General features: G+C 66.5%; 20 protein-coding genes. 14 read left to right on the top strand and 6 right to left on the bottom strand.

Features of this window, described 5'->3' with window-relative positions; translation table 11 throughout:
• Position 1: 1 nt before the first annotated feature.
• Positions 2 to 823, top strand: coding sequence for an ABC transporter permease (locus tag AC3WOB_RS09200; protein ID WP_492274796.1), 822 nt, complete (start codon positions 2 to 4; stop codon positions 821 to 823).
• Positions 820 to 2,595 (top strand): dipeptide ABC transporter ATP-binding protein, encoded by a 1,776-nt coding sequence (locus AC3WOB_RS09195; RefSeq protein WP_492274795.1) that lies wholly within the window; start codon positions 820 to 822, stop codon positions 2,593 to 2,595. The genes AC3WOB_RS09200 and AC3WOB_RS09195 overlap by 4 nt, the downstream gene beginning before the upstream one ends.
• 10 nt (positions 2,596 to 2,605) lie before the next feature.
• Here the strand turns inward: AC3WOB_RS09195 and AC3WOB_RS09190 are convergent, their stop codons facing one another.
• The 4 genes from AC3WOB_RS09190 to AC3WOB_RS09175 all read right to left on the bottom strand — a co-directional run bounded on the left by AC3WOB_RS09190 (position 2,606) and on the right by AC3WOB_RS09175 (position 6,713).
• Entirely contained in the window at positions 2,606 to 2,950 is a 345-nt protein-coding gene (locus tag AC3WOB_RS09190) for an antibiotic biosynthesis monooxygenase family protein (RefSeq protein ID WP_424239782.1), read from the bottom strand.
• The gene (locus AC3WOB_RS09185; protein ID WP_492274794.1) at positions 2,947 to 4,050 is read right to left on the bottom strand and encodes a cytochrome P450 family protein; all 1,104 of its coding nucleotides are present in this window, start codon (positions 4,048 to 4,050) and stop codon (positions 2,947 to 2,949) included. Before AC3WOB_RS09185 ends, AC3WOB_RS09190 begins: the two co-directional genes overlap by 4 nt.
• Positions 4,051 to 4,122: 72 nt before the next feature.
• On the bottom strand, positions 4,123 to 4,989 hold the full coding sequence (locus tag AC3WOB_RS09180) for an NAD-dependent epimerase/dehydratase family protein (protein ID WP_492274793.1): 867 nt from the start codon (positions 4,987 to 4,989) through the stop codon (positions 4,123 to 4,125).
• Positions 4,990 to 5,066: 77 nt separating this feature from the next.
• On the bottom strand, positions 5,067 to 6,713 hold the full coding sequence (locus AC3WOB_RS09175) for an electron transfer flavoprotein-ubiquinone oxidoreductase (protein WP_013392272.1): 1,647 nt from the start codon (positions 6,711 to 6,713) through the stop codon (positions 5,067 to 5,069).
• Between the two features lie 112 nt (positions 6,714 to 6,825).
• Here AC3WOB_RS09175 and AC3WOB_RS09170 point away from each other — a divergent pair, with 112 nt between their 5' ends.
• The 3 genes from AC3WOB_RS09170 (at position 6,826) to AC3WOB_RS09160 (ending at position 8,837) form a co-directional block, all read left to right on the top strand.
• Positions 6,826 to 7,275, top strand: a complete 450-nt coding sequence (locus AC3WOB_RS09170) for an acyl-CoA thioesterase (protein WP_013392273.1) — start codon at positions 6,826 to 6,828, stop codon at positions 7,273 to 7,275.
• A 198-nt stretch (positions 7,276 to 7,473) separates the two neighbouring features.
• Positions 7,474 to 8,172 (top strand): CoA transferase subunit A, encoded by a 699-nt coding sequence (locus AC3WOB_RS09165; RefSeq protein WP_013392274.1) that lies wholly within the window; start codon positions 7,474 to 7,476, stop codon positions 8,170 to 8,172.
• Positions 8,173 to 8,183: 11 nt separating this feature from the next.
• On the top strand, positions 8,184 to 8,837 hold the full coding sequence (locus tag AC3WOB_RS09160) for a CoA transferase subunit B (protein WP_013392275.1): 654 nt from the start codon (positions 8,184 to 8,186) through the stop codon (positions 8,835 to 8,837).
• A 47-nt stretch (positions 8,838 to 8,884) separates the two neighbouring features.
• On the opposite strand, the gene AC3WOB_RS09155 is transcribed toward AC3WOB_RS09160, so the two are convergent.
• Positions 8,885 to 9,343 (bottom strand): GNAT family N-acetyltransferase, encoded by a 459-nt coding sequence (locus AC3WOB_RS09155; RefSeq protein WP_013392276.1) that lies wholly within the window; start codon positions 9,341 to 9,343, stop codon positions 8,885 to 8,887.
• A gap of 182 nt (positions 9,344 to 9,525) precedes the next feature.
• Here AC3WOB_RS09155 and AC3WOB_RS09150 point away from each other — a divergent pair, with 182 nt between their 5' ends.
• The 9 genes from AC3WOB_RS09150 to AC3WOB_RS09110 all read left to right on the top strand — a co-directional run bounded on the left by AC3WOB_RS09150 (position 9,526) and on the right by AC3WOB_RS09110 (position 20,731).
• Positions 9,526 to 10,401, top strand: coding sequence for a MurR/RpiR family transcriptional regulator (locus tag AC3WOB_RS09150; protein WP_454693785.1), 876 nt, complete (start codon positions 9,526 to 9,528; stop codon positions 10,399 to 10,401).
• Positions 10,398 to 11,378, top strand: a complete 981-nt coding sequence (locus AC3WOB_RS09145) for an isoaspartyl peptidase/L-asparaginase family protein (protein WP_492274792.1) — start codon at positions 10,398 to 10,400, stop codon at positions 11,376 to 11,378. The genes AC3WOB_RS09150 and AC3WOB_RS09145 overlap by 4 nt, the downstream gene beginning before the upstream one ends.
• Before the next feature lie 44 nt (positions 11,379 to 11,422).
• Entirely contained in the window at positions 11,423 to 13,303 is a 1,881-nt protein-coding gene (locus tag AC3WOB_RS09140; protein WP_207470207.1) for a dipeptide ABC transporter ATP-binding protein, read from the top strand.
• Between the two features lie 65 nt (positions 13,304 to 13,368).
• Positions 13,369 to 14,922, top strand: a complete 1,554-nt coding sequence (gene gsiB / locus AC3WOB_RS09135; protein WP_013392280.1) for a glutathione ABC transporter substrate-binding protein GsiB — start codon at positions 13,369 to 13,371, stop codon at positions 14,920 to 14,922.
• 89 nt (positions 14,923 to 15,011) lie between these two features.
• Positions 15,012 to 15,932 carry a glutathione ABC transporter permease GsiC gene (gene gsiC / locus AC3WOB_RS09130; protein ID WP_013392281.1) on the top strand — a complete coding sequence of 307 codons (921 nt, stop codon included), beginning with the start codon at positions 15,012 to 15,014 and terminating at the stop codon, positions 15,930 to 15,932.
• A gap of 7 nt (positions 15,933 to 15,939) precedes the next feature.
• Entirely contained in the window at positions 15,940 to 16,839 is a 900-nt protein-coding gene (gene gsiD / locus AC3WOB_RS09125) for a glutathione ABC transporter permease GsiD (protein WP_013392282.1), read from the top strand.
• Positions 16,840 to 16,986: 147 nt separating this feature from the next.
• Positions 16,987 to 18,081 carry a DmpA family aminopeptidase gene (locus tag AC3WOB_RS09120; RefSeq protein ID WP_492274791.1) on the top strand — a complete coding sequence of 365 codons (1,095 nt, stop codon included), beginning with the start codon at positions 16,987 to 16,989 and terminating at the stop codon, positions 18,079 to 18,081.
• 20 nt (positions 18,082 to 18,101) lie between these two features.
• On the top strand, positions 18,102 to 18,926 hold the full coding sequence (locus AC3WOB_RS09115) for a M55 family metallopeptidase (RefSeq protein WP_013392284.1): 825 nt from the start codon (positions 18,102 to 18,104) through the stop codon (positions 18,924 to 18,926).
• A gap of 14 nt (positions 18,927 to 18,940) precedes the next feature.
• A complete protein-coding gene (locus tag AC3WOB_RS09110) occupies positions 18,941 to 20,731 on the top strand; it encodes an aminopeptidase P family protein (protein ID WP_492274790.1) in 1,791 nt (596 codons plus the stop codon).
• Positions 20,732 to 20,801: 70 nt separating this feature from the next.
• Here AC3WOB_RS09110 and AC3WOB_RS09105 read toward each other — a convergent pair whose 3' ends face one another.
• The gene (locus tag AC3WOB_RS09105; RefSeq protein ID WP_492274789.1) at positions 20,802 to 21,803 is read right to left on the bottom strand and encodes a hypothetical protein; all 1,002 of its coding nucleotides are present in this window, start codon (positions 21,801 to 21,803) and stop codon (positions 20,802 to 20,804) included.
• Positions 21,804 to 21,807 lie beyond the last annotated feature (4 nt).

The following is a 21,807-nucleotide window of genomic DNA, read 5'->3' as shown; positions in this document are numbered from 1 at the left end:
CATGGGTTTCAAACATACCAATGCCGTCCTGGGCGGCGCGCTGGTCGGGGGCGTGGTGCTGCTGGCCCTGGTGGGGCTGGTGTATACGCCGCACGATCCGCTGGAAGGCGATCTGCTGGCGCGCTTTTCGCCGCCGTCGGCGGAGTACTGGCTGGGCACCGACGAGTTCGGCCGCGACGTGTTGTCGCGGCTGATGGCGGGGGCCGGCGTCAGCGTGGCGGTCAGCGTGTTCTCCGTGCTGCTGGCGCTGCTGCTGGGTACGACCATCGGCGTCACGGCGGGCTATGCGGGCGGCTGGGTCGACCGTGGCATCACGGTACTGGTGGAATCGCTGATGGCGTTTCCCGGCCTGCTGCTGGCGCTCGGCATCATGACTGTGCTGGGTCCGTCCAAGTGGGGCGTGGTGCTGGCGTTGGGGTTGGCGTATTCGCCGTCGGTGGCGCGCATCGCGCGCGGCGCCGCGCTGTCGTTGCGCCAGCGCGATTTCGTCATCGCCTCGCGCGCCACCGGACACAGCGGCTTGTGGACGGTGTTCCGCCACGTGCTGCCCAATTGCTTTCCGCCTCTGCTGATCTTCGCGACCTCCATCTTCGGTTCCGCCCTGCTGGCCGAAAGCGCGCTGAGCTTTCTCGGCCTGGGCGTGCCGCCGCCGCTGGCCACCTGGGGTGGCATGCTGTCCGAGAGCCGCAACGCCATGGATCAGGCGATCTGGCTGGCGGTGTTCCCGGGCGCCATGATCTCGCTGAGCCTGTTGGGCATCAACCTGCTCGGCGACGCGGTGCGCGACCTGCTGGATCCGCGCATGCGGGGGGTGATGGCATGAACCTGGCCCAACCCTTGCTGTCGGTACGCGATCTGGAGATCCGCTTTCCCGGCAAGCGCGACGCCGCGCCCGTGGTGAACCGCGTGTCGTTCGACCTGCACGCCGGCGAATCGCTGTCCATCGTCGGGGAATCCGGCAGCGGCAAGACGCTGATCGGCAAGACCTTGCTGGGCCTGTTGCCTGACTCGGCCCGCATCACCGGCGGACAAGCCCTGTTTGAAGGCCAGGACCTGCTGCGGCAGGCGCCGCGCGACTGGCTGGCGAAGCGCGGCACCGGCATCGGCATGGTGTTCCAGGAGCCGATGGTGTCGCTCAACCCGGCTTTCCGCGTGGGCGAGCAACTGATCGAGGCGCTGGTGCTGCGCCGTGGCATGGCGCGCCGCGCGGCCTGGGACGAGGCCGTGCGGATGCTGGAGCGGGTGCGGGTGCGCGATGCGCAGGATTGCATGAAGCGCTACCCGCATGAATTTTCCGGCGGGATGCGGCAGCGCATCCTGCTGGCGGGGGTGATGCTGCTCAAGCCGCGCCTCCTGATCGCGGACGAGCCCACCACGGCGCTGGACTGCGTGGTGCAGAAGGAAGTGCTGGACCTGATGTGCGAATTGACGCGCGAAGAGGGCACGGCGCTGATCTTCATCAGCCACAACCTGGCCCTGGTGGCCGCCTACACGCGGCGCGTGCTGGTCATGTGCCGCGGCCGGGCGGTCGAGACCGGGCCGGTGGCCGAGGTGCTGTCGCGGCCGGCGGACCCCTACACGCTCAGCCTGCTGGACGCGCTGCCCAAGCGCGGTTTGGCCCGCCCCGCCGTGGAAGGGCCGCCCATCCTGCAGGTTGATGGGTTGGCGATCGATTACTCGGTCCGCGAGGGCTGGTTCCGCAAGCGCGCGGTGCGCGCCGTGCACCGCGCGACCTTCGCGGTGGCGCCAGGAGAAACGCTGGCCATCGTCGGCGAATCGGGCAGCGGCAAGACCACGGTCATGATGTCTATCCTGGGACTGGTGCCGCAAGCCCAGGGGCGCATCGAGCTGGACGGCCAGGCTTTGCCCGCGGGCGGCTCCGGCCAGGCCTGGCAGGCGGCGCGCCGGCGTGTGCAGATGGTGTTCCAGGATCCGTATTCATCGCTGGATCCGCGCATGACCATCGGCGACCTGGTGGGCGAGGGCCTGCGGCTGGAGGCCGGCATGACGTCCGAGGTCCGGCGCACGCGCGTGGCGCAGGCGCTGCGCGACGTAGGGCTGGGCGACGACTACGCGGAACGCTATGCGCATGAGCTGTCCGGCGGGCAGCGGCAGCGCGTGGCGATCGCCCGGGCGCTGGTGCTGCGGCCCGAGGTGATCATCGCGGACGAGCCGGTGTCGGCGCTCGACGTCACCGTGCAGAAGCAGGTGCTGGAGACCCTGATGTCGCTGCAGCGCTCCCACGGCTTCGCCTGCCTGCTGATTTCGCACGATCTGGGCGTGGTGGAGCAGATCGCCGACCGCGTGGTGGTAATGCTGCGCGGCCATATCGTCGAAGAGGGCACGCGCGACGAAGTATTCGACCGGCCCACGCATCCCTACACGCGCCGCTTGCTGCAAGCGGTGCCGGAACTGCGCGGCAGCCGGGCCGAAGGCTTTCGCGTGGAGGTGCGCGACTTGCCCGCGGGGCAAGGACGCGACGAGGCCGACTACTTCGATCCATCGGCCGCCCAGGGCGTGCCATCGATGACGGCGGTGTTGGAATCCGGCGCCACCCATCGGGTGGCCCTGGCCGCGGCGGCAGCCGGGGCCTGAAGTACAGGCTTCAGCCGTGGCGGTCGCGGCTGTCGGCGGGCGCCGCGTCGCGCTGGTTCATGCCGTAGTCGCGCAGCACTTGCGCCACGCGCAGGCGATAGTTGGCGAAGACGCCGCCGCGTCCGGCTTCCTGGGCCCGGCGGTGCGACTCCAGCGTGCGCCAGCGCTTGACCGATTCTTCGTCTCGCCAGAAGGACAGCGACAGGAGCTTGCCCGGCTCGGTCAGGCTCTGGAAGCGTTCTACCGAGATGAAGCCGTCCATGGCCTTCAGTTCATCGATCAGGCCGGCGGCAATATGCAGATAGGGGTTGGGGTCGCCATGGGCGGGTTCGACTTCGAATATCACTGCGATCATGGTGCGGGTTCCTCGGAAAAATCAAATTGGGGCACGCGTGCATTCGGCAGCGGCCGGTAGCGGAAACGGGCCGCGAGCGCGGCAGCGTCGAGGCCTGCGCGCAGCAGGTGGCTGAGCGCACCCGCCGCATGCTGGCGGGCAGGCAGACGGCCGGGGCAGGCATGCCCGTGCGCGCCAAAAGTCCAGTGCGCCTCGGGCTGTACCGTGGCCGCCGCGGCCAGCACCAGCAGCACGGTCTGGCCCGCTGCGATGTGTTGGCCGCCAGTGTCGATGTCGGCGGCGAGAAACCGCCGCGTGTTGTGCAGCGGCGGGTCGCTGCGTTCGACTTCATCCATCAAGGCCAGCGCTGCATCTTCCGTGGGATCCGCGGGCAGGCCGCGCCGCCCGGCCAGGATGATCGCGTTGCCCAGCAGGCCTGCGCCCGCCTCGCAGGACTGGAATAGCAAGCCAGCCAGATTGGCGGCCAGCAGCGCGGGGGCTATACCCGCCCGCGCGCCGTCTTCGCGCAGCCTGCGCAAGGCAGGGGCGGCATCAGGGGCCTGCAGATGTGATTCGAGGCGGGTTTGCAGGCGCATCGCGGCGGCGTGTCCCGCCTCGATGCGATCCGCCGTGGCGGTGGCGGGCAGCGCCGACAGAAATGCCGCGATGTCCGCCGCGCAATCGGCGTACAGGTCCGGCGGAAAGCCCAGGAATGCGGCTTGCGCGTGCACCGGCGCGGCGCTCAGGTAGCGGTCGACGGCCATGGCGTTCAGCGGCCCCGGATCCGGCCACGCTGGCGGACAGGCCTGGGCGCCTTGCTCGCGGATGAAAGCGCTCAGCAAGGTCTTCACTTGCTGGTGGGTCGTGCTGTCGTTCATGCGCACGAAGCGGCCGAACAGGTCGGCCGCCGGACCGGTTCCCAATCCTTTCGGCACCGGCTCCGCCACGGGACGCACGCGCGCGGCAGGGTGCCGCATGATGGCCGCTATCGTGTCCGGATGGCTGGCTACCCACAAGTCCAGCGTCGCTTCGCGATACAGCGGCCGCTCGCGCGCCAGCGCGGCATAGTAGGGATAGGGGTCAGGATGCGTGACTGCCTGCAGGGGATGGGCGGGATGCATGGCGATGGCCGGTGGTGAATCCGGCTGCCAGTATCGTCCAGCCTGGACGGCCACGATTCGATGGGCGGCGAACTATGCCTGCGTCGCTTCGGGGTCGCCAGCGCCGGTGGTGGTCAGCAGCGCGGCATAGCCGAGCCGCGAGTCCGGCCATTGCAGCGTGAAGCCGCTGGCGCGTAGCCGGGCATTGCTGAGCTTCTTGCTGCCGACGTTGGCAGGCGCCTGCGCCTCGCGCGGCGCAGGGGCGCCGATCAGTCTGGCCAGGTCGGCGTATAGCTCATGCAGGGGCAGGGGCGTATCGTCGCAGCCTACGTAGACCGGCGCCGTTTCGGGCAGGAGCGCGAGGTGCACCACGGCCGCGGCGGCGTCATCGATGTGGATCCGGTTGGCCCAGTGTGCGGGCTGGGTCGGCGCGCCCGCTGCGCCCTGGCGCAGGCGCTCGATCAATTGCAGGCGTCCGGGGCCGTAAAGCCCGGCCAGTCGCAAGGCGGTGGACGGCAGGCCATAAGTCGCCAGTGCGGTTTCGGCTTCGAGCAGCACCCGCCCGTTGACGCCCAGCGGCGCGGGCGGCGTGTCTTCGTCGACCCAGCCGCCTTCATGTTCGCCATAGACCGCGCTGGACGAGATGAACACGACGCGCTTGAGCTGCGTCGTGTCCAACCCGTCCAGCACGTGCTTCAGGCCGTCGATGAACACCGCGCGGTACGCGGCGGCCTCGCGCGCGCCGGGCGCGGGCAGATGGATGAGCCGCGTCACGCCGCGGGGCAGGGCGGGCAGTCCGTCCGGGCGGGAAATGTCGCCTTGCAGCCAGCGTATGCCGTCCGCGCCACCGGCAGGCGGGTTGCGGCGCAGCGCGTAGACGTCGTCGCCGCGCGCGAGAAAGCGCCGGGCCACGCGCTGGCCCAGGTCGCCGCAGCCGATGAGAAGTACGCGTTCGGTCATGGAATAGTCCTGCTCGTCGAAAAAAAAAGGCGCCCTGTGGGGCGCCTTCGGTGGCCGGGCGCTGGCGTCCGGCTGCTTTACATGCCGCTGTAGACGGGGCCTTCACCGCCTTGCGGCGCGACCCAGACGATGTTCTGGGTCGGGTCCTTGATGTCGCAGGTCTTGCAGTGCACGCAGTTCTGCGCGTTGATCTGCAAGCGGTCTTCGCCGTGGTCGTCCTTGACGAACTCGTACACGCCCGCCGGGCAGTAGCGCGATTCCGGGCCGCCATACTTGGCCAGGTTGACCTGTACCGGTATCGACGGATCCTTCAGCGTCAGGTGGATGGGCTCGTTTTCGTCATGGTTGGTGTTCGAGATGAACACCGAGCTGAGCTTGTCGAAAGTGAGCTTGCCGTCGGGCTTGGGGTAGTCGATGCGCGCGCATTGCGATGCGGGTTGCAGACAGGCATGGTCAGGCTTGTTGTGGCGCAGGCTCCAGGGCATCTTGCCCTTGAGCAGCAGTTGCTCGACGCCGGTCATCAAGGTGGCGATGGTGCGGCCCTTCTTGAACCATTGCTTGAAGTTGCGCGCCTTGTTCAGTTCCGCGTGCAGCCAGGATGCCTCGAAAGCGGCCGGATAGGCGGCCAGCTCGTCCTGGCGGCGGTCGGCGACCAGCGCGTCGAACGCGGCTTCGGCGGCCAGCTTGCCGGATTTGATGGCGGCGTGGCTGCCCTTGATGCGGGAGGCGTTGAGGAAGCCGGCCTCGCAGCCGACCAGCACGCCGCCCGGGAAGGTCAGCTTGGGCAGGGCCAGCAGGCCGCCCGCGGTGATGGCGCGCGCGCCGTAGGCGATGCGCTTGCCGCCTTCGAAGGTGCCGCGGATGGCGGGGTGCGTCTTGTAGCGCTGGAATTCGTCGAACGGCGACAGCCAGGGGTTGGCGTAGTCCAGGCCCACGACCATGCCCACGGCCACCAGGTTGTTGTCCAGGTGGTAGAGGAACGAGCCGCCGTAGGTATCGGAGTCCAGCGGCCAGCCGCCGGTATGGATGACCAGGCCCGGCTTGGACTGGGCCGGATCGACTTCCCACATTTCCTTGATGCCGATGCCGTAGGACTGCGGATTGCGGCCGTCGTCCAGCTTGTAGCGTTCGATCAGCTGGCGGCCCAACTGGCCGCGCGCGCCTTCGGCGAACACGGTGTAGCGGGCATGCAGTTCCATGCCGGGCTGGTAGTGGTCGGTGTGCGAGCCGTCGCGGGCCACGCCCATGTCGCCGGTGGCCACGCCGCGGACGGCGCCGTTCTCGTCGTACAGCAGTTCCACGGCGGCAAAACCCGGGAAGATGTCCACGCCCAGCGCCTCGGCCTGTTCACCCATCCACTTGACGACGTCGCCCAGGCGGACGATGTAGTTGCCTTCGTTGTGGAAACAGGGCGGCAGCAGCCAGTTGGGGGTGGTGCGCGCGCCGGTTTCGGACAGGAACATGAACTTGTCATGCGTCACAGGCACGTTCAGCGGCGCGCCTTTTTCCTTCCAGTCGGGGATGAGCTCGGTCAACGCCAGCGGGTCCATGACGGCGCCGGACAGGATGTGCGCACCCAGTTCCGCACCCTTCTCAAGTACGCAGACGCCGATTTCCTGATTCTTTTCAGCGGCTAGCTGCTTAAGACGGATAGCAGTGGCCAGGCCGGCGGGTCCACCGCCAACCACGACCACGTCATATTCCATCGACTCGCGTTCAGACATTGCAAAGCTCCCCGTATGTATTCCATATTTGGCTGGAAGTATTATCGGCGATTGTATTGCAGGCGGAGGCCATGTATGCCTTCGTATTTCTTTTAGCCATAGGGAGTAATTGGTGAACGCGGACAAAACCTCAGCGCGGATACTGGCCGTGGGAGATATCCATCAAGTCGAACTGCCCCTGCGGTGGGGCGATTCGGACGCTCTGAACCATCTGAACAACGCCATGTACTTCCGCCTCATGGAAGAGGCCCGGATACAGATACTCTATGGCGCGGGCTTTGCGCTGCCCTCCGATCAGGGGCTCATCCTGGCGCATGCGTCCTGCGATTTCCTGCGGCCCCTGACCTATCCCGCCAACGTGCTCGTGACCCACAAACTCACGCGCATCGGCCGCTCCAGCGCAGAATTCGAATTGCTGCTGGAGAAGGTAGGCGACGAAGGCGGTCCGTATGCCCGCGCGCGCAACGTGCTAGTCTGGATGGACTATACGGTCAATGCGTCCGCTCCGTGGCCGCAAGAGGTGCTGTCCAAACTGGGCGCCATGTTCAAGCCCGCGGCTTGATGCAGCGTCTTCGGACGGCCCCGCCAAAATAGCGCGTGCTTTGGCCGGGCATGCCGGTAAAATCTAGCGCAAAATCAAAAAAGCAATATGGGCGCGCCACCCTCGGCGCCAGCCGCCACAGGGCACCGGACGGTGCTGCTGGGACCGGCGCCGGCAGCCGCGCCCTCTTCGGTTAGACCTTAACTAGGAGTTGGAGCGATGGACAAGGTTTTTGCAAGCGCCCAGGAGGCGCTGGCAGGCATCGTCAAGGACGGTCAGATGATCGCCGTGGGCGGTTTCGGCCTTTGCGGCATTCCCGAGGCCCTGATCGCCGCGCTGCGCGATTCGGGCGTCAAGGACCTCACTTGCATCAGCAACAACGCGGGCGTCGACGGCTTCGGCCTGGGCCAGCTGCTCAATACGCGTCAGGTCCGCAAGATGATCGCGTCCTACGTGGGCGAGAACAAGGAATTCGAACGCCAGTTCCTGTCCGGCGAACTCGAGCTCGAGTTCACGCCGCAGGGCACGCTGGCCGAGAAGCTGCGCGCCGGCGGCGCCGGCATTCCGGCCTTCTTCACCCGCACGGGCGTGGGCACCATCGTGGCCGACGGCAAGGAAATCCGCGAATTCGACGGCCAGCAATACGTGATGGAGCGTTCGCTGGTGCCCGACGTGTCGCTGGTCAAGGCGCACATCGCCGATCGCAGCGGCAACCTGGTATTCCGCAAGACCGCCCGCAACTTCAATCCGAACGTCGCCATGGCGGGCAAGTTCACGGTGGTCGAAGTCGAGGAAATCGTTGATACCGGCAGCCTGGATCCCGATCAGATCCACCTGCCCGGCATCTATGTGCAACGGATCGTGCTGAACGCCACGCCCGAAAAGCGCATCGAACAACGCACCACTCGCCCGGCCTAAGGAGAACAGACATGGCATGGTCCCGCGATGAAATGGCGGCGCGCGCCGCGCGCGAGCTGCAAGACGGCTTTTATGTGAACCTGGGCATCGGCTTGCCGACCCTGGTGGCCAACCACGTGCCCAAGGGCATGGAAGTGTGGCTGCAATCCGAGAACGGCCTGCTGGGCATCGGCCCGTTCCCCACCGACGATGAAGTCGACGCCGACCTCATCAACGCAGGCAAGCAGACGGTCACGACCTTGCCCGGCTCCTCGATCTTCTCGTCGGCGGATTCGTTCGCGATGATCCGTGGCGGCAAGATCAACCTGGCCATCCTCGGCGCCATGCAGGTGTCCGAAAAAGGCGACCTGGCCAACTGGATGATTCCGGGCAAGATGGTCAAGGGCATGGGCGGCGCCATGGACCTGGTGGCGGGCGTGGGCCGCGTCGTGGTCCTGATGGAGCACGTGGCCAAGAAAAAGGACGGCACCGAAGACGTCAAACTGCTGGCGGAATGCAACCTGCCGCTGACGGGTGTGGGCGTGGTCGACCTGATCATCACCGACCTGGGCGTGATGGAAGTCACCGAAAACGGCCTCAAACTGCTGGAAACGGCGCCGGGCGTGACGGTGGACGAGATCAAGTCCAAGACGCAAGCCAAGCTGGACGTGTCGGCGGTCAAGTAATCCGCCAAGCGCCACATCCATGAAAACGCCCCGCAAGGGGCGTTTTTTTATGCCGTTTCAGCTAACCGCATTCCCACGTGCGGGATGCCGTCTTCCATGTATTCCTCGGTGACCTGCACAAAGCCGTGGCCGCCGTAGTAATTGCGCAAACGGGCCTGGGCGCCCAGATACATGGCGCGGCCGGGCCAGCGCTGGCGCACTTCCTGCATCGCGTGGCGGATCAGTTCGTGGCCCAGGCCCTGGCCGCGAGTCCAGGGCGCGGTGATGACGCGTCCGATCTCGATCTGGCCATCCTTCAGCGCAGGGTCCAGGATGCGGCAGTAGGCCGCGAGCTTGCCGTCCTGCCAGGCCATCAGGTGGGACGTCTGGCCGACCAGATCCTTGCCGTCCATGTCCTGGAAGATGCAATTCTGTTCAATGACAAAGACTTCCGTGCGCAGCCGCAGGATCGCGTAGATCTCGGTCACGGTCAGGTCCTGGTGGGCTTTGCAGATCCAATCGGGCATTGCGTCAATCCGGTGAGGCTGGGAAAGGGGAGCGCGCTTAGCGTAACTCAAACCGGCCCCGTTTCTTTTGAAGCACTGTTACATATATTCACGGGTATACCCTTAGTATGAAAATCTATTTTCTTATCTAAAATTTGCTTGTAAACAGATTTACATAAACCCCAGCTACACCTCCCCACTCGATGAACAAGGCCGCACTCACGATTGCTGACCGGATCGCCCGGGCCCAGCCCGCGCTGAGCCGTACTCAGCACAAGATGGCCGAGTACGTGCTGGCGCACCAGTTCCGCGCCGCCACCATGACCATCGACGAGTTCGCGGCGGCGGTGGGGGTGTCGGTGGCCACGGCCAACCGCTTCGCGCGCGCCCTGGACCTGCCGGGCTATCCGCAATTCCGCGCCGAACTGGCGCGTGGCTTCGAGGCGGCGCTGGAACCCGTTGAAAAGCTGCGCACCGAGCTGGCGCATTCCGCCAGCGCCGTGCAGATCTTCGCCGCCACGCTGGAAGAAGACATCCGCAACGCCCAGCGCAATCTGCAGTCGCTGGACGCCGCCGCCTGCGAGCAGGCGGTAGAAGCCATCCTGGCCGCCGACCGCGTGTTCATCATCGGTTTCGGCGCCAGCGGTTTCCTGGCCGGCCTCTTGCAGCGCGGCCTGTGCATGCACCTGCATTCCGTCGAATCGCTGGCCGGTCCCGGCGGCGTGTCGCACGCAGCGCGCCAGATGGCGCGCATGACGTCCAAGGACCTGGTGATCGCTATCGGCTTTCCGCGTTATCTGGCCGACACGGTGACCCTGGCCGGCGCGGCCAAGCAGGCCGGCGTGCCGGTGCTGGTGCTGACCGACAAGCCCACGTCGCCGCTGGCGCCCACGGCTTCCGTGGTGCTGTACGCGTATTCCGCGCGCCAGCTGATTCCCAATTCCGAAACCGCCGCGCTGGGGCTGATCGAAGCCCTGTCCTCGGCGGTGGCCTATCGGGCCAAGAATTCCGTCGCGGCCGCCGCTGGGGTGACCCAGTCCGTGATGCCGTGGCTCATCCATGGAGTAGGTAAACGATGATTCAACCCGTGATCGCGATTCACGGTGGCGCCGGCGCGATGTCCCGCGCGGCCATGTCGCCCGAGAAAGAACAGGAGTACCTGAGCGCGCTGGAATCCATCCTGACCGCCGGCCAGGCCGTGCTGGCGCGGGGCGGCAGCGCCCTGGACGCCGTGACCGAAGCCGTGCGCCTGCTGGAAGACTGTCCGCTGTTCAACGCCGGCCATGGCGCCGTGTTCACCAGCGCCGCCACCCACGAGCTGGACGCCGCCATCATGGACGGCGCCACGCTGCGCTCGGGCGCGATCGCCGGCGTGCACCGCGTGCGCAACCCGATCTTCGCCGCGCGCAAGGTCATGGAAAACAGCAAGCACGTGTTCTTCGTGGGCGAGGGCGCCGAAGCCTTTGCCAAGGAAGAGGGCGTGGATCTGGTCGATCCTTCCTACTTCTCCACCGAGGCCCGCCGCGAACAGCTGCTGCGCGTGCAGCGCGAAACGCCGGAAGCGGCGGTGCTGGACCACGACGGCCAAGCCCTGGTCGCGCGCGGCCAGCCGGCGCCGGCCGATCCGCTGGATGCCGACAAGAAGTTCGGCACGGTGGGCGCGGTGGCGGTGGATGCCCAGGGCAACCTGGCCGCGGCCACCTCGACCGGCGGCATCACCAACAAACAGGTCGGCCGCGTGGGCGACGCGCCGCTGATCGGCGCCGGCACCTATGCCAGCAACAAGACCTGCGCGGTGTCCACCACGGGCACCGGCGAAATGTTCATCCGCATGGTCGCCGCCTATGACGTGGCGGCCCAGATGGAATATTGCGGCGCGTCGCTGGAAGCGGCTGCGGACCGCGTCGTGCATGAAAAGCTGCCCACCATCGACGGCAAGGGGGGCCTGGTAGCCGTTGACGCCCAGGGCAATGTGGCCTTGCCGTTCAATACGGAAGGCATGTATCGGGGTTACGCCCGTGTCGGCGAGAAGCCGGTCACCGCTATCTACCGATAAGCGGCGGCGGGTTCGTTTTTTCAGTATTTGGGGAATCAAAAGAGATGGTTGATCGCGCAAACAGCCTGGCGCTGCCGGAAAACCGCGTGGTCCAGGTCGACGACCTGACGGTGCGCTTCGTGGGATCGGAGCGCACGGTCGAAGCCGTGCGCAATCTGTCGTTCCATGTGGACCGGGGCGAGACCCTGGCCATCGTGGGCGAATCGGGTTCGGGCAAATCGGTGACGTCCCTGGCGCTCATGCGTCTGGTGGAACATGGCGGCGGGCGCATCGCCCAGGGCAACATGGCCCTGCGGCGGCGCAACGGCTCCGTGATCGACCTGGCCGGATCGAGCCAACGCGTCATGCGCAATGTGCGCGGCGCGGACATGGCCATGATCTTCCAGGAGCCGATGACCTCCTTGAATCCGGTCTTCACCGCCGGCGACCAGATCGCCGAATCGATCCGTCAGCACCAGGGCAAGGACGCCGCGGCCGCTCGCGCCGAGGCGCTGCGCATGCTGGAGCAGGTGCGCATTCCGGAAGCCAAGTCGGTGCTGGACCGCTACCCGCACCAGTTGTCGGGCGGCATGCGCCAGCGCGTGATGATCGCCATGGCGCTGGCCTGCAAGCCCGCGCTGCTGATCGCCGACGAACCCACCACCGCACTGGACGTCACCATCCAGGCGCAGATCCTGCAACTGATCCGCCAGCTGCAGGAAGAAATGCACATGGGCGTGGTGTTCATCACCCACGACATGGGCGTGGTCGCCGAAGTGGCCGACCGCGTGCTGGTCATGTACCGCGGCGACAAGGTCGAGGAAGGCCCGTCCGAGCAGGTGTTCGCTTCGCCGCAGCACCGCTACACCAAGGCGCTGCTGTCGGCCGTGCCGAAGCTGGGCGCCATGCAGGGCACCGACCTGCCGGCACGCTTTCCGCTGCTGCAGGCCGAAGGCCAGGCCCAGCCCGAAGCCGCTCCCGTCAGCGCGCAGCCCGCGCCGGACGCCAAGCGCGAGCCCATCCTGAGCGTGCGCAAGCTGGTCACCCGCTTCGACCTGCGCGGCGGCATCATGAGCCGCGTGCAGCGCCGCGTGCACGCCGTGGAGCAGGTCAGCTTCGACCTGTACCCCGGCGAGACGCTGTCGCTGGTGGGCGAATCCGGTTGCGGCAAGTCCACCACCGGCCGTTCGCTGCTGCGTCTGGTCGACAGCCAGGGCGGAGAGATCCGCTTCGGCGGCCGCGACATCGTGCGCCTCAAAAACACCGAGCTGCAGTCCCTGCGCCGCGACATCCAGTTCGTGTTCCAGGACCCGTTCGCCTCGCTGGACCCGCGCGTGACGGTCGGCTTCTCCATCATGGAACCGCTGCTGGTGCACGGCGTGGCCCGTGGCCGCGACGCCGAACGCCGCGTGGCAGAACTGTTGGAGCGCGTGGGCCTGCCGGCGGAAATGGCGCAGCGCTATCCGCACGAATTCTCCGGTGGCCAGCGCCAGCGCATCTGCATCGCGCGCGCCCTGGCCCTGAACCCCAAGGTCGTGATCGCGGACGAATCGGTGTCGGCGCTGGATGTGTCGATCCAGGCCCAGATCGTGAACCTGCTGATCGACCTGCAGCGCGACATGGGCATTTCCTTCCTGTTCATTTCGCATGACATGGCCGTGGTCGAGCGCGTCAGCCACCGCGTGGCCGTGATGTACCTGGGCCAGATCGTGGAGATCGGTCCGCGCCGCGCCATTTTCGAGAATCCGCAGCACCCTTACACCAAGAAGCTGATGTCCGCCGTGCCGATCGCCGATCCGGCCCGCCGCCACATGAAGCGCACGCTGTTGTCCGACGAAATCCCCAGCCCCATCCGCAAGCTCAATGACGAGCCGGTGGTGCAGCCGCTGGTGCAGGTCGGAACGGATCACTTCGTCGCCCGGCATCCGGTCGGCGGAGCGTATTGAGTCAGTTGACGTACTTGTTTTTCTTCCACCAAACCCCCTAATTCCTTACGGAACCAGGAGTTGCAATGATGAAAGTTCTGCGCCCCACCAAACTGATGGCCGCCGCCGCGCTGGCCTTCGGCGTGATCGCGTCGCCGCTGGCGCATGCCGCCAAGGACGTGACGTTCGCCGTCTCCATCGCGCTGGAAACGCTCGATCCGTACAACACCAACAGCACGCTGAACCAGGCGGCCGGCAAGGCCTACTACGAAGGCCTGTTCGAATTCGACAAGGACCTGAAGGTCCAGAAGGTGCTGGCCACCGACTACACCGTCAGCGAAGACGGCCTGGTCTACACCTTCAAGCTGCGTCCCGGCGTGAAGTTCCACGACGGCACCGATTTCAACGCCGAAGCCGTCAAGATCAACTTCGACCGTCCGGCCAATCCGGACAACCGCCTGTCGCGCTACATCCAGTTCAGCGTCATCGAAAAGACCGAAGTGGTCGACCCGATGACCATCAAGATCACGCTGAAGAAGCCGTTCTCGGCCTTCATCAACGCGCTGGCCCACCCGGCCGCCATGATGATCTCGCCCGCCGCGCTGGCCAAGTACGGCAAGGAAATCGGTTTCCACCCCGTGGGCACCGGTCCCTTCGAATTCGTCGAATGGAAGCCGGCTGAATACCTGAAGGTCAAGAAGTTCGACGGCTACTGGAAGAAGGGCTACCCCAAGGTCGACACGCTGACCTTCCGCACCGTGACCGACAACAACACCCGCGCCGCCGTGGTGCAGACGGGCGAGGCGCAGTTCGCCTTCCCGGTGCCGTTCGAGCAGGCCGCCGTGCTGAAGAAGAACGACAAGCTGGACGTGGTCGACCACCAGAACTCGATCATGGCGCGCTACCTGTCGATGAACACGCAGCAAAAGCCGTTCGACAACGTCAAGGTGCGTGAAGCCATCAACTACGCCATCAACAAGGAAGCCCTGGCCAAGGTCGCTTTCTCGGGCTACGCCACCATTGTGGACGGCGTCGTGCCGACGGGCGTGGACTTCGCCCACAAGACCGGCCCGTGGCCCTACGACATCAAGAAGGCCAAGGCCCTGCTGGCCGAAGCCGGCTACCCCAACGGCTTCGAAAGCCAGCTGTGGTCCGCCTATAACGACGGCACCTCGGTGAAGGTGGTCCAGTTCCTGCAGCAGCAACTGGCACAAGTCGGCATCAAGGTGTCGGTCGAAGTGCTGGAGTCCGGCCAGCGTGTGCAGCGCGTGCAACAGGTGCAGAAGCCTGAAGACGCCAAGGTCCGCATGTACTACGCCGGCTGGTCGTCCTCGACCGGCGAAGCCGACTGGGGCCTGCGTCCGCTGCTGACCACCGCCGCTTTCCCGCCGGTGCTCAACAACGTGTCGTACTACTCGAACAAGTCGGTGGACGACGGCATCCAGCAAGCCCTGGCCACGACCGACCGCGCCAAGAAGACCGAAATCTACAAGAACGTTCAGGAAACCATCTGGAAGGACGCCCCCTGGGCCTTCCTGGTGACCCAGAACAACCTGTACGTGAAGTCGAAGAACTTGTCGGGCGTGTACGTTGAGCCGGACACCTCGTTCTGGTTCGGCGACATCGATCTGAAGCAGTAAATCTGGCGGTAACTCTCGGGGCCTGCGCGCCCCTGTAAGGCCACATACGGCGGGGGCGCGGTGTCCCCGCCGATGTTGCAGGAATTTCAATGCTGACCTACATCGTCAAACGTCTTTTGGGCATGATCCCCACGCTGCTGCTGGTGGCCGTGGTCGTGTTCCTGTTTGTGCACATGCTTCCGGGCGACCCGGCGCGACTGGCCGCGGGCCAGGAGGCCGACCAGCAAACCGTCGAACTCGTGCGCAAGGAACTGGGACTGGATCTGCCCCTGCCGCAGCAGTTCGTGCGCTACTTCAGCCACATGCTGCAAGGCGACCTGGGTACCTCGTTGCGTACCAAGCGCCCCGTCTCTACCGAAATCGCCGACCGCTTCATGCCCACGCTGTGGCTGACGCTCGCCAGCATGGTCTGGTCAGTGACCTTCGGCATGATCATCGGCATCGTGTCGGCGGTATGGCGCAATCGCTGGCCCGACCGTCTCGGCATGACGCTGGCGGTGTCCGGCATCTCGTTCCCCGCGTTCGCGCTGGGCATGATGCTGATGCAGGTGTTCTCCGTGAATCTGGGCTGGCTGCCGACCGTGGGCGCCTCGACCTGGCAACACTACATTCTTCCGTCCATCACCCTGGGCGCCGCAGTGGCGGCCGTGATGGCGCGCTTCACCCGGGCTTCCTTCGTGGAAGTCATCCAGGAAGACTTCGTGCGGACCGCCCGCGCCAAGGGCCTGACCGAGCGCCGCGTCGTGATCAAGCACGCGCTGCGCAACGCGCTGATTCCCGTGGTCACCATGATGGGCCTGCAGTTCGGCTTCCTGCTGGGCGGCTCGATCGTGGTGGAGACCGTGTTCAACTGGCCCGGCCTCGGCCGCCTGCTGGTGGACGCCGTGACCCAGCGCGACTATCCGGTGATCCAGGGCCTGGTGCTGCTGTTCTCGCTGGAATTCATCCTGATCAACCTGATTGTCGACGTGCTCTATGGCGTCATCAATCCCAGCATCCGTTACAAGTGAGGCGGCCATGAGCAATACGACACCCGCCACGACCATCGCCGCCGCTCCCAAGAGCGACGTGCGCACGCCCGCCACCGAGTTCTGGCGCAAATTCAAGAAGCAGAAGCTCGCCGTCGGCGCGGGCATCTTCGTCCTGCTGCTGGTCGTGGTCGCGATCTTCGCGCCGTGGATCGTGCCGTTCGATGCGGAGAACTTCTTTGACTACGACGCGCTGAACGCCGGACCTTCCTCCACGCACTGGCTGGGCGTGGATTCGCTGGGCCGCGACATCTTCAGCCGCATCATCATGGGCGCGCGCATCTCGCTGGCTGCCGGTTTCCTGTCGGTCGCCATGGGCGCCATCGTCGGCACCTTCATGGGCCTGATGGCGGGCTACTACGAAGGCTGGTGGGAACGCATCACGATGCGTATCTCCGATGTGCTGCTGGCGTTCCCCGGCATGCTGCTGGCCATCGGCGTGGTCGCCATCCTCGGTTCCAGCATGATCAACGTGATCGTGGCCGTGGCCGTATTCAGCGTGCCGGCGTTTGCCCGCCTGGTGCGCGGCAATACCTTGTCGATCAAGCAGATGACCTACGTCGAGGCGGTCAAGAGCGTGGGCGCGTCCGACTGGACCATCATCATGCGCCACATCCTGCCCGGCACGATCTCGCCCATCGTGGTCTATGGCACGATGCGCATCGGCACCTCCATCATCACCGCTGCCAGCCTGTCGTTCCTGGGCATGGGCGCATCGCCTCCCACGCCGGAGTGGGGCGCGATGCTGAACGAAGCGCGCGCCGACATGGTGATCGCCCCGCACGTGGCGATCTTCCCGGCGCTGGCGATCTTCTTCACGGTGCTCGCGTTCAACCTGCTGGGCGACGGCCTGCGCGACGCGCTCGATCCCAAGATCGACCGCAAGTAAGCCTGCCGCCGGACCTCTACGGAGGGCCGGCATGGAGGGCGGTTATTTCCGCCGCCGCCCCAGTCCGCGACACGCGCTACCAAGTGCGCGCAGCGGACCCAGGGCGGCGGCGTTTTGCATTCTGGAGCGTGGCGACACGTAGCGAACATGGACAAACAAGCGCTGGACATTCCCCGCATCGGCGTACTGCCCTCGGGACCGCTGGATTCGATCTGCGACGTGGGCGAGGTCACCGTCGGCCATCGCACGCTGGCCGACGGCCCGCTGCAAACCGGCGTGACCGTGGTGCGTCCGCATGGCGGCGATCCCTATCTGGACAAGGTGCCGGCCGCTGCCACCGTGCTGAACGGCTTTGGCAAGAGCACCGGCCTGGTCCAGGTGCAGGAGCTGGGCGTGCTGGAAACGCCTATCGCGCTGACCAACACCTTTGGCGTGGGAACGGTGGCCAATGCGCAGATCCGCGCCGCGGTCGCGGCCAATCCCGGCATCGGCCGCGGCATGGCTACCGTCAATCCGCTGGTCTTCGAATGCAACGATGGCTATCTGAACGACATCCAGGCGCTGGCGGTGCAGGAATCGCATTACGCTGACGCGCTGGCCGCCGCGGACAAGCCATTCGAGCAGGGCGCGGTCGGCGCCGGCCGGGGCATGTCCTGCTTTTCGTTCAAGGGCGGCATCGGTTCTGCTTCGCGCGTCGCGTCCATCGTGGAGGGGCCGCGCTACACGGTCGGGGCGCTGGTGCTGTCGAACTTCGGCCGGCTGCCCAATCTGACCGTGGCGGGCCGGCCTTTCGGCCGTCGGCTGGCGCAGCAGCTGGACAACGGCCTGGCGCAGGCTGGCGAGAACGCCGCCATCGTGCCGGAGAAGGGTTCCATCATCCTGCTGCTGGCCACCGACGCGCCGCTGGACGCGCGCCAGTTGCGCCGCCTGTCGCTGCGGGCGGGGGCGGGACTGGCCCGCACCGGCTCGGTGTACGGCCATGGCAGCGGGGATATCGCGCTGGCGTTTTCCACCGCCTACACGGTGCCGCAACTGCCCGAGCAGCCCATGCCGGCGGTGGCGATGCTGCATGAAGCCCGTATCGATCCCCTGTTCGAAGCCGCTGCCGAGGCTTGCGAGCAGGCCATCATTTCCGCGCTCTGGCATGCCGAGGGCGTGACGGGGCGCGACGGCAACCACCGCGCCGCGATCCGCGACGCGGCGCCGCAGTGGCGCCAGTGGCTGTCCGACACTGAACTCTGAAATTCTCCGAGGCTGATTCCATGAAGATCCTGATTTCCACCGATATCGAAGGCGTCGCCGGCGTCTTCCATTCCGAACAAGTGCGCGCCGGCAACGGCGAATACGAGCGCGCCCGCGCCTGGATGACCGCCGAGGCCAATGCGGCCGTGCAGGGCGCGATTGCCGGCGGCGCCGAAGAAATTCTGGTTAACGATTCGCACGGCGGCTTTCGCAATCTGTTGCCGGACGGCCTGGACGAGCGCGCCCGCCTGGTGCTGGGCAAGCCGCGCTACCTTGGCATGATGGGCGGCCTGGAAGAGGGCTGCGACGCCGTCTTCATGATCGGCTACCACTCGCGCTCGCAAGGCCGCGGCATCCTGGCCCACACCATCAACAGCTTCGCGTTTGCCCGCGTGCTTATCAACGGCATGGAGCTGGGCGAGGCCGGCCTCTATGGTGCGCTGGCGGGCGAGATGGGCGTGCCCGTCATTCTGGGGACTGGGGACGACGCCTTCATCGCTGAAACCCGCGACACCTTCCCGGGCGCCGAATGGGTGCAGACCAAAGTGGCGCACGGGCAGGGCAGCGGCGTGACCCTGTCGCCGGCGGCCTCGCGCCGCGCGATCGCGGCTGCCGCTGAAACCGCCGTGCGTAATCTGAAGAAGGGCGTCGCAGTTCCTTTCCGCATTCCCGCCCCTATAGAATGCCGGTTGCAGACGCAGAGCTCGGCATTGGCCGACCTGTTCTGCATGTGGCCCACGCTGGAACGCGTGGACGGCGTGACCTTGCGATTCACCACGGATAGCATGCAGTCCGCCGTCCGCACGCTGAACAGCCTGGCCGCCATGTCTTTCATGTTGCGCTAAGGATCCCATCCCCCATGTCTAGCACCGACGCCCGTATCGCCCAATTGCGGCAGGCCATGCGCCGCCGCGGCCTGTCCGCCTATGTCGTTCCGTCCTCGGACCCGCACTTGTCCGAGTATCTGCCCGCGCGCTGGCAGGGGCGGCGCTGGCTGTCCGGCTTCACGGGGTCGGTCGGCACGCTGGTGGTCACGGCCGATTTCGCCGGCCTGTGGGTGGACAGCCGCTACTGGGTGCAGGCCGAGGCGCAATTGGCCGGCACCGGCGTGCAGCTGATGAAGATCGCGCTGGCGACCACGCCAGGCCACGTGGACTGGCTGGCCGCCAATACCAAGGCGGGCGAGGTCATCGGGGTGGACGGGCAGGTGTTGGGCCTGGGCGCATTCCGCGCCCTGTCGGCCGCAGCGGCCGCCGCCGGCGCCATCCTGGAAATTCGCGAGGACCTGCTGGATGAAGTCTGGACGGACCGCGCCGGCCTGCCTGGCGCCGCCATCTATGAACACGTGGCCCCCGAGGCCTGCGTGACCCGCGCCGACAAGCTGGCGCAGGTGCGCGAGGCCATGCGCGCGCATGGCGCCGACGTGCACTTCATCAGCACCCTGGACGACATCGCCTGGCTCTTCAACCTGCGCGGCGCCGACGTGGACTACAACCCGGTGTTCGTCGGCCACGCGCTGATCGGCCTGGACCACGCCACGCTGTTTGTGGCCGACGGCAAGATCGACGGCGCGCTGCGTGCCGTCCTGGCGGCCGACGGCGTGGAAGTAGCCGGTTATGCCCAGGCCGCCGACGCGCTGGCCTCGCTGGAACTGGACCAGAAGCTGCTGATCGATCCGGCCCGTGTGACCTGCGGCGTATTCCACGCCATGGATCCAGCCGTGCCGCGCATCGAGGCCATCAACCCGTCCACCTTGCTGAAGTCGCGCAAGACCGACGCCGAATTGGCGAATGTGCGCCAGGCCATGGCGCAGGACGGCGCCGCGCTCTGTGAATTCTTCGCCTGGTTCGAAGGTGCGCTGGGCAATGCAACCATCACCGAACTGACCATCGACGAGCAGATCACCGCCGCCCGCGCGCGCCGGCCCGCCTACGTCTGCCCCAGCTTCGCCACCATTGCCGGCTTCAACGCCAACGGCGCGATGCCGCACTACCGCGCCACGCCCGAATCGCACGCCACCATAGAAGGCGATGGCCTGTTGCTGATCGACTCGGGCGGCCAGTACCTGGGCGGCACTACCGACATCACCCGCGTGGTCGCGGTGGGCACGCCCAGCGCCGACCAGAAGGTGGACTTCACGCTGGTGCTCAAGGGCATGATCGCGCTGTCGCGCGCCTCGTTCCCGCGTGGCACGCCTTCGCCCATGCTGGACGCCATCGCGCGCGCTCCCATCTGGGAAGGCGGCGCGGAATACGGCCACGGCACGGGCCATGGCGTGGGCTACTTCCTGAACGTGCACGAAGGCCCGCAGGTCATTTCCTACCGCGCAATGCCCGGCCCGCACACCGCGATGGAGCCGGGCATGATCACCTCCAACGAGCCGGGCATCTACCGGCCCGGCCGCTGGGGCGTGCGCATCGAGAACCTGGTCGCCAACCGCAGCTGGCTGACTTCCGAACTCGGCGAATTCCTGTGCTTTGAAACGCTGACGCTGTGCCCGATCGACACGCGTTGCATCGAACCGTCGCTGCTGCGCGCCGACGAAATCGCCTGGCTCAACGACTATCACAAGACGGTGTTCGAGCGCCTGTCGCCGCTGGTCGAAGGCGAGGCGCTGGTCTGGCTGGAGCGCCGCACTGCGGCGATCTGATTCACTGCGCTAGCGCATGAAAAAGGCCGCGGGCGTGATGCCCGCGGCCTTTTTTGTGGGCGAGGCTGGCTCAGCCTTGCGGCGTGGCGGCCTTGGCGCCGCGGTACAGCGCAAGGCGGCCTATCAGGCAGCCCAGGACCAGCAGCGCGCCGTAGGCCAACAGCGTCATGGCGGCGGCCGCATGGGATTCCGAGGCGCGGATCAACTGGCCCCAGGTCATCGCCCGGACGACCAGGAATCCTATGCCTATGCCCAGCGCCTGGGCCAACCAGAATGCGATGGTGCCGTGGGCGACGGCCCGTCCAAACCGGGCCGTGCCAATTGGATGCGGCAGGGTTTTCAGGCAGACCAGGGCGCACAGCGCCAGCAGGGCCGCGGGCAGGACCAGGTAGCCCAGCGCGAATTCGGTCCAGCCTGCACCCGGGGCCTGCATCTGCAGGAAACTGCCCACCGAGATGGAAACGGTCAGTTGCCAGACCAGCACGGTCAGCGCGGTCACCCAGGCGGCGTGGCGCCGTTCGTAGGCGGGGCCGCCGGCAGGGCCTGCGGGCTGCACGGTCCAGGCGGCAATGCGCACGATGACGCAGATGCCGATGATCTCCAGCACGATGCTCACGAGCTTGGTGATGATGTTCAGCGTCAGGAACTGCCCGATCATGCCGAAGCCGAGCCGTTCCTGCAGCATGTCGCGGTTGTCCATGACGAAGCGCATCAGCGTGTTCTGCAGGAAGGCCATGCCCGCCGCCACGGCCAGGGTATAGAGCAGGAACAAGGCAATGAAGGTGCCGTACAGCTTGCGGGGTTCGTCAACCGCCGTGGTGTCATGGCGCGCCAGCCAGCCGCGCATGGCCCCCCAGGTGGTCAAGCCGGCGATCGCCGCGCCCGCGACGATATGGGCCAGGAGCGGCGCCAGGAACTGGGGTTGGCTATACATGTCCTGCAAGTGCTCGTAGCGGGGCAGGGCGAGCAGGCTATAGGACTGGACCAGCGCGGAGTAGGCCAGCCGCAGGAAAACGGCGGTCAGCGCGAGGCGCCAGGCGAGCGAGTACGAGGATCGGGCGGGATCGGTCATCGGC

This window comes from Achromobacter sp. FW305-C-30-7 (assembly GCF_058783105.1).
This window is presented reverse-complemented; position numbering and strand designations above follow the sequence as displayed.

What these genes read in the sequence shown, in the direction of transcription:
- AC3WOB_RS09200 (WP_492274796.1), top strand. Translation starts at nt 2, where the DNA reads ATGGGTTTCAAACATACCAATGCCGTCCTGGGCGGCGCGCTGGTCGGG.
- AC3WOB_RS09195 (WP_492274795.1), top strand. Translation starts at nt 820, where the DNA reads ATGAACCTGGCCCAACCCTTGCTGTCGGTACGCGATCTGGAGATCCGC.
- AC3WOB_RS09190 (WP_424239782.1), bottom strand. Translation starts at nt 2,950, where the DNA reads ATGATCGCAGTGATATTCGAAGTCGAACCCGCCCATGGCGACCCCAAC.
- AC3WOB_RS09185 (WP_492274794.1), bottom strand. Translation starts at nt 4,050, where the DNA reads ATGCATCCCGCCCATCCCCTGCAGGCAGTCACGCATCCTGACCCCTAT.
- AC3WOB_RS09180 (WP_492274793.1), bottom strand. Translation starts at nt 4,989, where the DNA reads ATGACCGAACGCGTACTTCTCATCGGCTGCGGCGACCTGGGCCAGCGC.
- AC3WOB_RS09175 (WP_013392272.1), bottom strand. Translation starts at nt 6,713, where the DNA reads ATGTCTGAACGCGAGTCGATGGAATATGACGTGGTCGTGGTTGGCGGT.
- AC3WOB_RS09165 (WP_013392274.1), top strand. Translation starts at nt 7,474, where the DNA reads ATGGACAAGGTTTTTGCAAGCGCCCAGGAGGCGCTGGCAGGCATCGTC.
- AC3WOB_RS09160 (WP_013392275.1), top strand. Translation starts at nt 8,184, where the DNA reads ATGGCATGGTCCCGCGATGAAATGGCGGCGCGCGCCGCGCGCGAGCTG.
- AC3WOB_RS09155 (WP_013392276.1), bottom strand. Translation starts at nt 9,343, where the DNA reads ATGCCCGATTGGATCTGCAAAGCCCACCAGGACCTGACCGTGACCGAG.
- AC3WOB_RS09150 (WP_454693785.1), top strand. Translation starts at nt 9,526, where the DNA reads ATGAACAAGGCCGCACTCACGATTGCTGACCGGATCGCCCGGGCCCAG.
- AC3WOB_RS09145 (WP_492274792.1), top strand. Translation starts at nt 10,398, where the DNA reads ATGATTCAACCCGTGATCGCGATTCACGGTGGCGCCGGCGCGATGTCC.
- AC3WOB_RS09140 (WP_207470207.1), top strand. Translation starts at nt 11,423, where the DNA reads ATGGTTGATCGCGCAAACAGCCTGGCGCTGCCGGAAAACCGCGTGGTC.
- gsiB (WP_013392280.1), top strand. Translation starts at nt 13,369, where the DNA reads ATGATGAAAGTTCTGCGCCCCACCAAACTGATGGCCGCCGCCGCGCTG.
- gsiC (WP_013392281.1), top strand. Translation starts at nt 15,012, where the DNA reads ATGCTGACCTACATCGTCAAACGTCTTTTGGGCATGATCCCCACGCTG.
- gsiD (WP_013392282.1), top strand. Translation starts at nt 15,940, where the DNA reads ATGAGCAATACGACACCCGCCACGACCATCGCCGCCGCTCCCAAGAGC.
- AC3WOB_RS09120 (WP_492274791.1), top strand. Translation starts at nt 16,987, where the DNA reads ATGGACAAACAAGCGCTGGACATTCCCCGCATCGGCGTACTGCCCTCG.
- AC3WOB_RS09115 (WP_013392284.1), top strand. Translation starts at nt 18,102, where the DNA reads ATGAAGATCCTGATTTCCACCGATATCGAAGGCGTCGCCGGCGTCTTC.
- AC3WOB_RS09110 (WP_492274790.1), top strand. Translation starts at nt 18,941, where the DNA reads ATGTCTAGCACCGACGCCCGTATCGCCCAATTGCGGCAGGCCATGCGC.
- AC3WOB_RS09105 (WP_492274789.1), bottom strand. Translation starts at nt 21,803, where the DNA reads ATGACCGATCCCGCCCGATCCTCGTACTCGCTCGCCTGGCGCCTCGCG.